This window comes from Flavobacterium sp. Root420, from assembly GCF_001427905.1.
GTDB lineage: Bacteria > Bacteroidota > Bacteroidia > Flavobacteriales > Flavobacteriaceae > Flavobacterium.
Genome location: NZ_LMEF01000001.1, coordinates 68223 through 82361, shown reverse-complemented (window position 1 = coordinate 82361; position 14139 = coordinate 68223). Strand labels below are relative to the sequence as shown.

Sequence of the window (14139 nt, the reverse complement as noted above, 5' to 3'; positions counted from 1 at the left end):
GCAACTCTTAACTAGAAAAAGTCAATCCTTTAGCTTTAAAACTACTAAATAAAGTCTGACGTGCAGAACTTATGGTTTCTTCGGTTCGGTAAATGCTGCACCAGAATTTTACTAATACTTTGTATTTTTCATCAGAAATAGCATTGTAAAAAATTTGAGGCGGTTTGACAGTGTTTACTAAAGTTAAATTTTCCAAAGCTTCTATTATTATTGCATTGATATCTTCTGGTGTGGTGTCACCGCTGATGTCTATTGAAACTTCAACTAATTTAAAATTGTCCGTATACGTCCAGTTGGTGATGTTTTGCGATAATAAATTTCCATTCGGAATAATAATTTCGGCACCATTTGGGGCGTTGATTTTGGTGGTACGCAATCCCATTGATTTTACCCGGCCAGATTCGGAACTAATTTCAATAACATCTCCAATCTGAATCGGTTTATCAAAAATTAAAATCACACCCGATACAAAGTTGTTTACTACATTCTGAAGGCCAAGTCCGACACCGACACCTAAGGCTCCTAATAAAATACTTAATTTATCCAAAGGCATTCCTGAAGCGGCAACGGCTAAAAGATAACCGCCAATCAAAACAATAAGTCTGGTAATTAGTAATTTAGAATGTTGTCTTTTATTGACGTTTTCTTCATTTTCATCGTCAATTTCTCCAAAGAAATAAGCGACATACTTTTGAAGCAGATGGGCAATCCAAATAATAATAAAGAATAGTACAATATTCCCCAAAGTGAAAGTAATACTTCCAATAGTATTCGGATGGGTTAATAAGTTTCCTAAAGAAGAATGAAGGGATTCCCAAATATTTAAATTGGAAGCAATAACCACCAGCCACATATAACTGATTACAATGATAAAAGGTTTTTTCAGTGTATCAGATAAACTTTCGTGATCAAAAATCTTTTCGAAACCGCGTTTAATTCGGGTCGTATAGATTTGTAAAATAATGATTTCTAAAATGATTTTCAACAATACGCTAAGCGCTACAATCTGCGTAAGCGAAATAAAAGCAGTTAAACTCAGCATATTAGAAAGCGATACGCGTCCAAACAGATTATACAGTATCGACAATCCATTTAATCCAATAAAAATAATGCTGGCCCATTTAAAGAAACCTTTGATATACAATTGATCTTTAAGGGTTTTTATTTGTACCAAACCATAACGGATTCCAAGAATATTGATAATAATAAAGGCACTACGTTGTAAAAATCCAACTTCGATAAAAAGATCAAGGAAACATAGCGTGAAGAATAATCCTAAAAGAAACAGCCAGTTTTTCATGGAAACTTTGGACCATTTATTTTTAAAGAGTACAGTCAAAAATCCGAGTAATAAAAGTTGAAGCAATTCTAAAAATAAAGCAGGCGCATACAAATTGCTGACAACAGCAATGTTGAGTCCAATAACTGCAGCCGGAATGATAACGCCTCTATTTAGGTATTTAAAATTAAAATCAGAAAGATTTTCCGCATATCCGTTTTCCTTAAGATATTTTATATTACGTGAAATGTACCAGGCCAACAATCCTATAAAAAAGAGCAAAGTAATTAAACCGCCTGTTCGATAGCTCAAATAATAAGCAGCAACACTTTCTTCGATCACGATTTTGGCACCGATATTTTGTCTTATTACCTTTTTAGGAATGGACTCGTTGAAATTCCATAAAAAAGGATATTCCTTATGAAGCATGCTGATTCCGGATTTTTCCAGATTATTTTCAACTGTAATCAAAGCATTGGAAACAGCAATTTTGCGCTGTACGGTAATTCTTTTTTTAGCATTTAGAACACTCTGATTTTTGGTCATCAGGCTGTCTGTGCTGCGGTATTTTTTTCTAAGATTGGCAAACTCTTTTTTAAACTGCTTACGGCGAATGGTGTCTTTTATTAAGCCCATCAACGTTTTATCCTTACGTAATTCGATAAATCGGCCTTTAATCTTTTCCAGATTTTCGTTACGTAGATTGATGGCTGTATTTTGTTCGTCCAATTGCGTCTGGATTTCCTGCAGGACAGTATGATACATTTGTTGGTTACGAACGTTTGGATTAGCACCTTTCAAACTTGCTAGAATAAGGTCGAGTTTACTTTGGGTTCTTTTGATTTCGCCAAACAAATGACGGGAAGCGCTATCAAAATCGGCATCATTATAAGCAGATTCCATTACTTCGCCGGCTTTTTCGATTGCCATCAGATAATCACTGTCAGTAGTTGTCTCCTCAAATAATTTGGAGCGGCTTTCTTTTTTTGGCGTTGCAGTGGTTTGCGAATAGGAGAGTGGCGCAAAAAAAAGTGCAGCCAATAAGGCGAATAAATAAAGATAATTTCTTTTTTGAAGCATAATTTAAGTAATGAATTGGGTTTCAAATTTAATTTTTTTTTGACCGACTTTTACAGATTATGTTCGAAATATTCTGATGTGAAAACCTCGTAATCTGATCTTGTTTTCTAAGAAACGATTTTCAAATCTTTAAATTGAATTGAAATTTATTTTTTCAACTAAAAGTATATAATTCATAAAATATTATATTAGTCCCTAAATTAAGTATAAACCAAATAACGCACAAACAATCAGGAAATGGAAAATATTACGGTAATCATTATGTTACTATTTGGAGTTGCTTTTCTAAGTCTGTTAAGTAAAAAATATAATTTTCCCATTCCAATCGTTTTGGTGCTTTGCGGTGTTATCATCAGCATTATTCCCGGTCTTCCGGTAATTTCCCTGAATCCTGAAGTCGTTTTTATTATTTTTTTACCGCCTCTTTTATACCACGCTGCTTGGTACACAAGTTGGTATGAATTTAAAAAAACGATTCGTCCAATTACACTTGCAGCTGTGGGTTTGGTTTTGTTTACAACTGTGGCGGTGGCATTGGCAGCTCATTCGCTTATAAATGATATCTCCTGGCCTTTGGCCTTTTTGCTTGGTGCCATTGTTTCACCTCCTGACGCAGTTTCGGCCACCTCTATTACAAAAGGTCTTGGCTTGCATCCACGTCTTATTGCGCTGCTAGAGGGCGAAAGTTTACTTAATGATGCCAGCGGATTAGTAGCTTATAAATATGCATTGACGGCAATTCTTGCCGGGAATTTTGTGCTTTGGCAGGCAGGTTTAAATTTCTTTATTATGTCAACCCTTGGTATTGCCATTGGTTTAGTAGTAGGTTTTGTGATGAGTATTGTTCATAAAAAATTTGTTTGTGATGATATTATTGAGGCTACATTAACTCTTTTAACACCTTTTGCTTCGTATTTAATTGCAGAGCATTTTGAATGTTCCGGTGTACTGGCTGTAGTTACCACCGGACTTTATCTTTCGGCACGATCAGGCGCTATTTTTACGCATGAAAGTCGTATTATGGCAGGAACAATCTGGAGTATTCTGACCAGTATTTTAAATGGTTTAATCTTTATATTAATTGGTTTACAACTTCGTCATATCATTACAGGAATCAGTACTTATTCAGGAAACGCTTTGTTTATATGGGGAGCGAGCATTAGTGCAGTTGTTATTATAGTGCGTTTTCTATGGGTAATTCCCTCGACATTACTGCAAAAATATTTAAGTAAAAAAAATAAACAGAAGGAAGAATTTGATTATCGAAACATGATTGTTTTTGGCTGGTCCGGAATGCGTGGTGTGGTTTCGATGGCGGCCGCTTTGGCACTACCTTTAATGGTAAATGAAAAAGAGGAATTTCCTTTGCGTAATCTTCTTATCTATTTGGTCTTCTGTGTGATACTTTCTACACTGGTCATTCAGGGATTAACACTTCCGTGGCTGATCAAAAAACTAAAACTTCAGCCTTATTCCATTTTAGCCGAAGAATACGAAATTCGAAATGTAATTGTTTCCGAAACCATTGCTCATATTGAAGATAATTTCTCCTTGCTAAATGACGATTTACTTCACAATATTAAAAGTAAATACGAAGTTAAGTTTAATCGTTTACAGAAGACAGAACTTCCGGCTAATTTCTTCGGAAAAGGTAACATAATGGGAGGGGATATTTTTAATGATTTTACTAAACTTCAAATTGATTTATTAAATGTAGAGCGTGAAAAACTGGAGTTAATGCATAAACAAGGAGCTGTTAATGAAGAAGTTTTTCGAAAAATAGAAAAAGAACTTGATCTTGAGGAAACTCGTTTGTGGATGGAAATGTATGAGGAATGAAAATTAGATAATTAGGGAATTAGAAAATTAGATAATTGGAATGTTGGAATATTGGAATTTCGGAATGTAGAATTGGAATTATTAGATTTTAATATTGGATAACGTAAAATAGGGAGCTTAATTCACGAAAATATACTTGTTGTAAAAATAACTTATATTTACACTTTATATTATGTAATCCATGGAAGAAAATAAACACGTAACGATCTATGATATTGCTGAGAAGTTAAATTTAGCAACCTCAACAATTTCAAGAGCTTTAAAGGATCATCATTCGATAAGTGATAAAACGATCAAGAAAGTGAAGAAGGCCGCAAAAGAAATGGGATTTGTGCCCAATACTCTTGCAGCAGGTTTACGTGGTAATAAAACCAAAACAATTGGTGTGTTGATTCCAACAGTAACGCAGCCCTTTTTGTCATCTTTGATTAGTGGTATTGAGATTACAGCACAAAAGGCCGACTATTCTGTAATCATTATGCAATCGCATGACTCTTATCATGAAGAAGTCAATATGGCTAAATCCTTATACAGTAACCGTGTGAGTGGCGTTATTTGCTCACTGGCGATGGAAACGAGGGATACTTCGCATTTTCATCAATTTTCAAATAATAATATTCCGTTGGTTTTTGTCGACAGGGTTCCGAAAGATTATAATACTTTCAGAGTGGTTATTGACAATTATTCTGCGGGCTATAAAGCGACCAAACATCTAATAGAACAGGGTTGTCTTCGTATTGCACATTTAACAGCCGGTTCAGAATTTGGTAATTTGTATAATGAAAGAAAAAGAGGTTACGTTGAAGCTTTAAGAGATCATAATTTACCGATAGATGAAGATTTAATTATCGATTTGAAAGCAGTTACTTATGAAGAAGGGGTAAAAGCAAGCAATAAATTGTTTGATTTAAAACCAATTCCGGATGGACTTTTCGCTTCTGGGGATATAATTGCTGTAAGTGCAGTGCAAACCGCCAAAAAACGTGGTATTAAAGTACCTGAAGATATTGCCATTATTGGTTTTAATAATGATCCGATTTCTCAAATTATCGATCCAAATTTATCAACCATAACGCATCCTGCAGAAAAAATGGGAAAAGCTGCTGCCGATATTATTATAAAGAACCTGAAATCAGCCAAAAATGAAGATGTTCAGGAAATAGCTTTCTTAAATACAGAAGTACTTATTCGCGAATCTTCCAAAAGAAAAGAATCTTAATATTGGTGCATTGGATTGTAGATTATTTTAGATTAATCTGTTAGGTTTTGTCTGAAAATCAACAAATTGATATCAGTAATAATTTTAATAAAAAAACTCTCTTCAAATTAATAAAAGGAGTTTTTTAGTTTTTACAAACAACCGATTGTCTTGCAGGAGAAGACGTAAGTAAAGACTTTTCAGGTGAATTAGTAAAAAAATAAAAACCTTTATTACCTTAATCCATATTATAAAACCAGCCAGGTTTTATAATGTGGATTACTAACTTTTTTTAGCCACAAATTTTACGAATTAGCACAAATCAATTCGTGTAGATTCGTGAAATTCGTGGCATAAAAGCTTTAATATGAAATTGAAAAAATATGTTTTATTTTCTAAAAATGAGATTTTTTTTACTGCTAATTATGGCGATGCAACTCGGCTTTAGCCAGAAAAAAATACCGCACCTTCAAAAAAAAGGAGATAAGACACAATTGATGGTCAGCGAGAAACCTTTTCTTGTTTTGGGTGGGGAATTAGGCAATTCTTCGGCTACGACTATAGAAAGTATGGAACCTATTTGGTCTAAACTAAAAGATATGAATCTCAATACGGTATTAACACCGGTTTATTGGGAATTGATCGAGAAGGAGGAAGGCAAATTTGATTTTTCACTAGTAGATGATTTAATCCTTCGCGCCCGAAAAGAAGATTTAAAATTGGTATTTCTTTGGTTTGGATCATGGAAAAACAGTATGTCAAGTCATGCGCCGGCTTGGGTAAAATTAAATCAGAAGAAATATCCGAGAGTAAAAGATGATAAAAACAAAAGTCATGAAATACTAACACCTCTCAGCGAAAATAACCTGAAAGCGGATATAAATGCTTTTCAGAAATTGATGGCACATATTAAAGATTTTGATCAAAAGGAGCAGACTGTCATTATGATTCAGGTTGAAAATGAAATCGGAATGCTGCCGATTGCCAGAGATTACAGCCCGTTAGCAAATGATGTTTTCAATAAGGAAGTGCCTTCGGAATTATTACAATACCTGCAGAAAAATAAGGAAAAATTAGTTCCTGAATTTTTAGAAATCTGGAAAAAAAATGGTTTTAAAACGAAAGGAAACTGGGAAACCATTTTTGGAGAAGGACTTTCTACAGATGAAATTTTTATGGCTTGGTATTTTTCAAAATTCACCAACAAAGTTGCCCAAGCCGGAAAAGACAGTTATGCGATTCCGATGTTTGTAAATGCCGCTTTAAATGCCCCCGAAAAGAAACCCGGAGAATATCCAAGTGCCGGACCTTTGCCACATGTTATGGACGTTTGGAAAGCCGCCGGAAATTCGGTTGATTTTCTCTCACCAGATTTTTATAATCCATCATTTAAGCACTGGAACAATTTATTTACCCGTCAGGGCGATCCGTTGTTTATACCGGAACACAAATTTGATAAAACAGCGCCTTTTAAAGGATTGTATGCGATTGGACATTATGAAGCAATTGGTTTTTCGCCTTTTTCAATTGAATCTGTAACCGATGCCAAAAATGAACCTCTTGGCAAAATATATGATTTAGTCAGACAATTGACGCCTGTTATCGAAGCCAATAAAGGATTGGGAAAAATAGATGGCGTTTTATTGGATAAAGAAAATCAGTCACAAATCATTCAGTTAGGAAATTACGAATTTACGTTTAAACATGATTATACCTTAAATTGGTCTGATGGTGCCAAAGAAGAAACCTGGCCAATGACAAGCGCTATCATAATCGAAATTGCACCTGACGAATTCTATATTGCCGGTTCCGGAATTGTGGTGACTTTTAAACCATTAAAGGATAAATCGCTTAATGTCGGTATTTTAAAAGTGGATTATGGAACTTTCGAAAATAAGATATGGAAAACGTTCCGTCATTTCAATGGCGATCAAACCCATCAGGGAAGACATGTGAGAATCGCCGTTGATGATTACGAAATTCAGAAATTGAAATTATATACTTATGAATAAAATACTTTTTTATTGTTGAATTAAACGCTCAAATTGAATTTGAAAAGTTATTTTCTATAATATATTTTACCTGAATAATAAAAACATCTGTATTTTTAATTTCTTGTTTGATAGAAGCATCATAATCTGTTAATTGAAACTGATGAACCATATCTTTTTTCAAATATTTTATGATAGATTCATGACTACGAGTATCATTTTCCTGCTGTTTTTTTAATTCTCGTTGTTTGCTTTCCAAATACTGTAAACTCTTTTTTAATCTTTGAAGCTCTAATTTTTCCAATCTTTATGCTTTATAAAATTTGATTAAACAAAACGATAACCCGGAAGGCCATTAAACCCAATATGCTCCAAAAACTTTTCCATTTGAATTTAAGCCATTCCAGAGTATCGTATATTAATACTTACGTACAATTTGAGGTTTTGGTTTTGTTAAAGATTATAGAATTTTCTACAAGTGTTATAAAATTCCCATGTCAGTAATTAAGTACTTGATAATATGTTGTTTATGTTTTTGTTGGAAAGGAGTCATTCTTAATAAATTTCTTTTTTGATACAGTAACTTTGAGATTTAACTGCAAAGTACGCTAAGATCTACGCAATCCCGAGGCTTCGGGAGCAAAGCTATATTTACCTAGCTTTGCGAACTCTGCGTTTTTACAGAGCCCAACTGATTAAAAATCCTTTGTGCACTTTGCAGTTAAATTTTTTCATAATCAAAATTGATATTTCTCTATCTTTATAAAATAAAATTATAATCCATGACGATCCAGCAATTAAAATATATTGTAGCCTTAGACGAAGAACGCCATTTTGCAAGAGCAGCCGAAGTCTGTATGGTCACACAACCCGGACTAACGATTCAGTTAAAAAATCTGGAAGAGGAAATCGGAATAAAGATTTTTGATCGGAATAAAGTGCCATTGACACCAACAATATTAGGAATCGAGATTATCAATCGCGCAAAAAAGATTCTCCGTGAGGCTGATGAGATTCGGGATTTTGTGGTCAATGAAAAAAATCTGTTAGAAGGGGAGATCAAAGTGGGCATCATTTCCACTTTATCGCCTTATTTGATTCCGTTGTTTATTAAAGCGATGAAAGAAGCGACTCCCAAGGTACATTTCATTATCAGAGAATCCAACACCGGTCAATTGATGAAAGATGTAGAAACGGGAACGATTGATGTCGCTATTATGGCAACGCCTACCGGAAATCCGAATTTAATTGAACATCCTATTTTCAAAGAACCCTTTGTGGCCTACCTGAATCAGTCGCATCCAATGGCCAATGAAGCTTTTTATGAATTACAGCCCGGAGATCAAACCGAATTATTGCTGTTGCACCATGAATTTTGCTATAACGCACAGCTTTTGGATATCTGCGGATTAAAAAATTCAGATAAGATAAAAGAACAATTTACGTATGACATTAGTTCGATTGAGACCTTAAAAAACTTAGTGCGTGCTCAATTAGGATTTGCCATTATTCCGCAGCTTTCTATACTAAACGAAGGCGTAACCGGACTTTTTAAACCTTTCAAAGAACCCATTCCGGTAAGAGAAATTAGTCTGGTGGTTTCAGATTCTTTTTCCAAGAAATTGATACTCGAGAAAATGAACGAAGCCATCTGGAATTGCCTTCCGGACTCACTCAAAAAAGACTTCGCCTATCGAAAAATTAGATGGAACGATTCGCCTTATTTTGTGAAAGCGGTTAGTAAGTTTATGTAATTTTTAAACACATAGAGACATAGCTTTTCTTTGTCGATAAAGGCATTTCACTTATTTGAAAACACAAAGTTATGTGTCTTGAAACAAGTGAAACGCCTTTTTGCAGTATATAAATCTATGTTTCTATGTGTTCAAATTCTAAGTTCAAAGCTGAACCAATTATTGTTTTTTAGATGCAGCAATAATAACTTTCGAAACAGCCTTTGGTTGAGAAATAAAAACCACATGGCTTCCTTTTATTTCTGTGATTTTTGTGTTCGAACGTTTGTACATCGCACGTTGAATATCAGGTGTAATACTTTTGTCTTCGGTGGCTACAATTCCGTAAGAAGGTTTATCTCTCCAAGCTGCTTTTGTGATAGGAGTTCCAAAACCTTGTGCGTGAAATGCACCTTGCGAAGCATACATGAAATCAGCTTGTTCTTTGCTTATATCACCTGCAAATCCAGCGTGGAATTTAGCTTTATCATAATACGCTATTCCTTTGTCATCTGGAGGCAATACACCATTTTCAGGAGCAGGAGGTGCAGTTTGCAGCCATTGAATAGAGTTTTCTCCGTTATCAGGCTGTAAAGCCGCTACATAAACCAATGCTGCTACTTTTGGATGGTTTCCGGCTTCTGTAATTACAGTTCCGCCCCATGAATGTCCAACTAAAATGGTTGGTCCGTCTTGTTTGTCTAAAGCTAAATTTGTTGCAGCAACGTCATCTGCTAATGAGCTTAACGGATTTTGAACAATCGTTACATTATACCCTTTTTTAGTCAAAATTTGGTATAATCCCTGCCATCCTGAGCCGTCTGCGAAGGCACCGTGTACCAATACAACGTTTTTAATTTGTGGAACAGCAGTTTTAGTTTGTGCATTAACATTTACAGAAGTAAATACTAAACTTAAGATTAAAGCGGCGAACAGGAAATAAGATTTCAATTGTTCTTTTATAGATAGTGTTTTCATATTGATTTTAGATTTTAGTCCCGAAGCCTCGGGATTGATTTTAGATTTTAGATTATTTGAAATTGAAATTAATTCAATGTTACAGCCAAAGTAATTTCAGTGTTTAATAATTTTGAGATAGGACAAATTTCTTTTGCTTTTTGTGCTGTTTGCTGAAAATCTTCTGCTGAGATTCCGGGAACTTTTCCAGTCAATTCCAATTGAATTAAAGTAATTGTTCCGTCTTCGAAAGTAATTTTTGCTACAGTATCTAAATCTTCCGGAACAAATCCGGCTTCAGATAATAAAAAGCTCAATTGCATAGTAAAACAGCCTGAATGTGCCGCTGCGATTAATTCTTCTGGGTTGGTTCCAACTCCTTGCTCAAAACGGGTTTTGAAAGATAATTGTGCTTCGTGTAATGTTGTGCTTTGTGTACTGATGGTTCCTTTTCCTTCCATTCCTGTACCTTTCCAATTTGCGTTTGCTCTTCTTGTAAATTTCATGATTTCTATTTTTTAAAGTTGTTTTTAATTATTTCAAATCAATTGTTTGATTTTGATGAGACAAATTTAGGGCGAGTACGTTTATTAATCAAATTAATAATTTTTTAGTATTATTAAAATAATTTATAATGATAGTATTAGCGGGGTGGAATAGAGTAGTGCAACAATAAATATTTTTTTGAAATGCCTCAAATGTCGCTGAAATTAAACTAATCTACTATTTTGATAGGTTAATAAAAGTTTTGATGATTTATGGGGTGAAATCAAAAATAACTCTTTAAATTTGCAACCACAATGAGAAATAATAGCCAGAATATGAAGAATTATTATAACCGCAGCCTGATACTGTGCTGTAGTGCTGTAATGATTGTATTGGCTTCTATATAAAATAATACTATTTTTTCGAAAAGCCTTTCATGAGTATTTGAAAGGCTTTTTTGTTTTTAAACCTATAATAAAGAATGATTGAATTAAAAAACGTCAGCAAAACTTTTCATCAGAAAGACCGAATTGTTTCGGCTTTATCAGAGGTCTCGCTTAAGGTTCCGCCCGGGAAAATTTTTGGTGTAATCGGAACTTCGGGAGCAGGAAAAAGCACCTTGATCAGATGCGTTAATTTACTGGAAAGACCCACTTCGGGAGAAATTATTGTAGATGGGAAATCCCTTATACAATTATCAAACGCACAGCTTGCTATTGAAAGAAGACAAATCGGAATGATTTTTCAGCATTTTAATTTACTTTCCTCCAGAACAGTATTTGAGAATGTTGCTTTTCCGTTGGAATTAACCGGAACTTCAAAAGCGGCAATAAAAGAACGGGTTCTAGAATTACTTCAATTAGTGGGTTTGACCGAAAAAGCAAATGATTATCCGGCAAGTCTTTCGGGAGGCCAAAAACAAAGAGTTGCGATTGCCAGAACATTGGCCAATAATCCAAAAGTGTTATTGTGTGACGAGGCAACCAGCGCACTGGATCCTGCAACCACAAGATCTATTCTGAATTTACTGAAAGACATCAATCGCCGACTTAATATTACGATTTTATTGATTACACATCAGATGGAAGTGGTAAAATCAATTTGCGATGAGGTGGCCGTAATTAGTCACGGAAAATTAATAGAGCAGGGAAGTGTGGGCGAAATTTTTGCAGACCCCAAACACGAACTGACAAAGGAATTTATTGCTTCTTCTTTGCATTTGGATATTCCTGCTGTTTATCAGGAAAGATTGCAAAAAGAAGAAGGTGAAAACTTAAATCCGTTATTAAGACTTGAAATGACCGGAAAATCAGTAAATGAGCCTGTAATATCAGAAGTTTCGCGATTATTTGATACTAATTTTAAAATTATTAGCGCACAAATGGATCAGGCAGGCGATGTTAACTTTGGAATTATGCTGATCGAGTTATCCGGTAAACGGGAAAACTACCAGGCTGCTATCGAATATTTTATATCAAAACATATTAAAGCAGAAATCATAGGTTATGTCTGAATCCATTATTGAATTATTATTAAAAGGAACCTGGGAAACGATCATTATGACATTTTTGTCTGGCTTTTTTGGTTTTCTGCTGGGACTTCCAACAGGTATTTTGCTTTTCCTTACCCGAAAAAATCAAATATTAAAACAACCCGCTTTAAATAGAGTGTTGTCTATTTTGGTAAATATTTTCCGTTCGATTCCATTCATTATATTAATTGTCTGGATGATTCCGTTTACCCGTGCCATTGTCGGAACTTCTATTGGCGTTAGTGCGGCACTGGTTCCGCTAAGTATAGGAGCGGCGCCTTTTATAGCGCGATTGGTAGAGAATAGTCTTTTAGGTTTGCCATCCGGATTAATTGAAGCCGCAAGAGCTTTAGGCGCTACACCTTTTCAAATTGTATATAAAGTATTATTGCCGGAAGCTTTGCCTTCTTTGATAAATGCAGCTTCTATCACTTTAATTACACTTGTGGGTTACTCTGCAATGGGTGGAGCAGTAGGAGCGGGCGGTTTAGGACAAGTGGGCTATCAGTATGGTTACATTGGTTATGATGCTGTAACCATGAATTCGGTATTGGCTTTACTGGTGATTCTGGTATTTCTAATCCAGTTTGCCGGCGACACTTTATCAAAACGATTTGACCACAGATAGTTTCAATTAAAAATTTAGAATTAAAAATTAAAAAATATAAAGATGAATACTAAATTAAATTTCTTTAAAACAGCCGGAATTATTGCTTTATCACTTGTTTTATCAAATTGTGGAGAAAACAAGAAGAACGACCCGCATCATATTAAAGTTGGTGTTGCTTCGGGGCCAGAATTGAAAGTAGCAGAAGCGGCTAAAAAAGTAGCCAAAGAAAGATACGGACTTGAGGTGGAACTGGTTTCTTTTAATGATTATGTAATTCCAAACGAAGCGTTGAGTCAGGGCGATATAGATGCCAACGCTTTTCAGCACAAACCTTATTTGGATGAGCAGTCGAAACAACGCGGTTACAAATTGGCCATAATTGGAAAAACATTTATTTATCCGATTGCGGCCTATTCTAAAAAAATAAAAAGGCTTTCTGAATTGAAAAACGAAAGCACGATCATTATTCCAAATGATCCAACAAACGGAGGTCGTTCGTTATTACTTTTAGAAAAAAACGGTTTATTGAAATTGCGTGCAGGAGTTGGTTTATTGCCAAAAGTAACTGACATTGTCAGTAATCCTAAAAATCTTAAAATATTGGAATTAGAAGCGCCTCAATTGCCTCGTGCTTTAGACGATCAAAATGTTTCGATTGCTATTATCAACAACACTTTTGCTTCTCAGGCAGGTTTGGTTCCTTCCCGTGATGCCTTGTTTGTAGAAGACAAAGATTCTCCGTATGTAAATCTGGTAGTAAGCCGTGAAGACAACAAAAATGAGGAAAAGGTAAAACAGTTTCTCCAGGCCTTTCAATCTGCAGAAGTAGAGCAGGCAGCTGTTCGCGAATTTAAAGGCGGGGCTGTGAAGGGATGGTAATTGGAGAGAACATGTTAGAATAAAAAAACTGCGTAGAATCTAAAAGGATTTTGCCTCGGGAGCCACAAAAGATTGCAGCGGATAGCAGGAACCAGCTCCTAAAAAAAAACGAGACCTTCTCTCTAAAAGAAAAAATCTCGTCTCTATATTTTTTTAATCTTCAATAATACTCAGTATCGTCTTCGGGATTTCGGCGAAAGCCTCGAAGGAGTAGGGTTTTATGAGATAGCCTTTTACGCCCAGTACATCGCATTTTTGTTTGTAGGATGGGTTTATGCTGGTCGAATAGACAAAGCAGGGAATGTTTTTGAGCTCGTTGTGGTTTAAAATTTCCTGTAGGGCTTCGATGCCGTTGAGTATGGGCATGTTAATATCGGTCAGGATCACGTCCGGGGTTTCGTTGGTTGTGTCTTTTAAGAAATTAAGGAGTTCTTCGCCATTGGCTACAAGACTTACTTTGCTAAAGCTGGGGTTGTTGTTAAAGGTTTCGTAGATTACATCTGCATCGTCATTGTCATCTTCGGCAATTATGATATGTAGCTTTTTTTGTGACATT

At 35.1% G+C, this 14139-nt stretch carries 12 protein-coding genes; 7 read left to right on the top strand and 5 right to left on the bottom strand.

All coding sequences use genetic code 11. The features are described 5' to 3' along the window. Nucleotides 1-7: 7 nt before the first annotated feature. Nucleotides 8-2359, bottom strand: coding sequence for a mechanosensitive ion channel family protein (locus ASC72_RS00360; protein ID WP_056185035.1), 2352 nt, complete (start codon nucleotides 2357-2359; stop codon nucleotides 8-10). Between the two features lie 237 nt (nucleotides 2360-2596). Between ASC72_RS00360 and ASC72_RS00355 the strand changes: the two genes are divergently transcribed. The 3 genes from ASC72_RS00355 to ASC72_RS00345 all read left to right on the top strand — a co-directional run bounded on the left by ASC72_RS00355 (nucleotide 2597) and on the right by ASC72_RS00345 (nucleotide 7408). After that, nucleotides 2597-4198 carry a Na+/H+ antiporter gene (locus tag ASC72_RS00355; RefSeq protein ID WP_056185032.1) on the top strand — a complete coding sequence of 534 codons (1602 nt, stop codon included), beginning with the start codon at nucleotides 2597-2599 and terminating at the stop codon, nucleotides 4196-4198. Between the two features lie 181 nt (nucleotides 4199-4379). Beyond that, nucleotides 4380-5417: a LacI family DNA-binding transcriptional regulator gene (locus ASC72_RS00350; RefSeq protein WP_056185030.1), complete on the top strand. Its 1038-nt coding sequence runs from the start codon at nucleotides 4380-4382 to the stop codon at nucleotides 5415-5417. Between the two features lie 380 nt (nucleotides 5418-5797). Beyond that, a complete protein-coding gene (locus tag ASC72_RS00345; RefSeq protein ID WP_241775582.1) occupies nucleotides 5798-7408 on the top strand; it encodes a DUF5597 domain-containing protein in 1611 nt (536 codons plus the stop codon). A gap of 28 nt (nucleotides 7409-7436) precedes the next feature. Here the strand turns inward: ASC72_RS00345 and ASC72_RS00340 are convergent, their stop codons facing one another. Beyond that, nucleotides 7437-7691, bottom strand: a complete 255-nt coding sequence (locus ASC72_RS00340; protein ID WP_056185024.1) for a hypothetical protein — start codon at nucleotides 7689-7691, stop codon at nucleotides 7437-7439. Nucleotides 7692-8169: 478 nt separating this feature from the next. Here ASC72_RS00340 and ASC72_RS00335 point away from each other — a divergent pair, with 478 nt between their 5' ends. Continuing rightward, the gene (locus ASC72_RS00335) at nucleotides 8170-9141 is read left to right on the top strand and encodes a hydrogen peroxide-inducible genes activator (RefSeq protein WP_056185021.1); all 972 of its coding nucleotides are present in this window, start codon (nucleotides 8170-8172) and stop codon (nucleotides 9139-9141) included. Between the two features lie 159 nt (nucleotides 9142-9300). On the opposite strand, the gene ASC72_RS00330 is transcribed toward ASC72_RS00335, so the two are convergent. Both ASC72_RS00330 and ASC72_RS00325 read right to left on the bottom strand, forming a co-directional pair. Beyond that, nucleotides 9301-10098, bottom strand: a complete 798-nt coding sequence (locus ASC72_RS00330; RefSeq protein WP_056185017.1) for an alpha/beta hydrolase — start codon at nucleotides 10096-10098, stop codon at nucleotides 9301-9303. Between the two features lie 68 nt (nucleotides 10099-10166). Continuing rightward, entirely contained in the window at nucleotides 10167-10583 is a 417-nt protein-coding gene (locus tag ASC72_RS00325; RefSeq protein ID WP_056185014.1) for an OsmC family protein, read from the bottom strand. A 461-nt stretch (nucleotides 10584-11044) separates the two neighbouring features. Between ASC72_RS00325 and metN the strand changes: the two genes are divergently transcribed. From metN to metQ, 3 genes are read left to right on the top strand one after another with little or no spacing between them, the layout of a single operon-like run. Further along, nucleotides 11045-12076, top strand: coding sequence for a methionine ABC transporter ATP-binding protein MetN (metN, locus tag ASC72_RS00320; RefSeq protein ID WP_056185011.1), 1032 nt, complete (start codon nucleotides 11045-11047; stop codon nucleotides 12074-12076). After that, entirely contained in the window at nucleotides 12069-12722 is a 654-nt protein-coding gene (locus ASC72_RS00315; protein ID WP_056185008.1) for a methionine ABC transporter permease MetI, read from the top strand. Before metN ends, ASC72_RS00315 begins: the two co-directional genes overlap by 8 nt. Before the next feature lie 42 nt (nucleotides 12723-12764). Further along, nucleotides 12765-13583 carry a methionine ABC transporter substrate-binding lipoprotein MetQ gene (gene metQ, locus ASC72_RS00310; protein ID WP_056185006.1) on the top strand — a complete coding sequence of 273 codons (819 nt, stop codon included), beginning with the start codon at nucleotides 12765-12767 and terminating at the stop codon, nucleotides 13581-13583. A 153-nt stretch (nucleotides 13584-13736) separates the two neighbouring features. Here metQ and ASC72_RS00305 read toward each other — a convergent pair whose 3' ends face one another. Further along, the gene (locus ASC72_RS00305; RefSeq protein ID WP_056185004.1) at nucleotides 13737-14138 is read right to left on the bottom strand and encodes a response regulator; all 402 of its coding nucleotides are present in this window, start codon (nucleotides 14136-14138) and stop codon (nucleotides 13737-13739) included. Between the last annotated feature and the right edge of the window lies 1 nt (nucleotide 14139).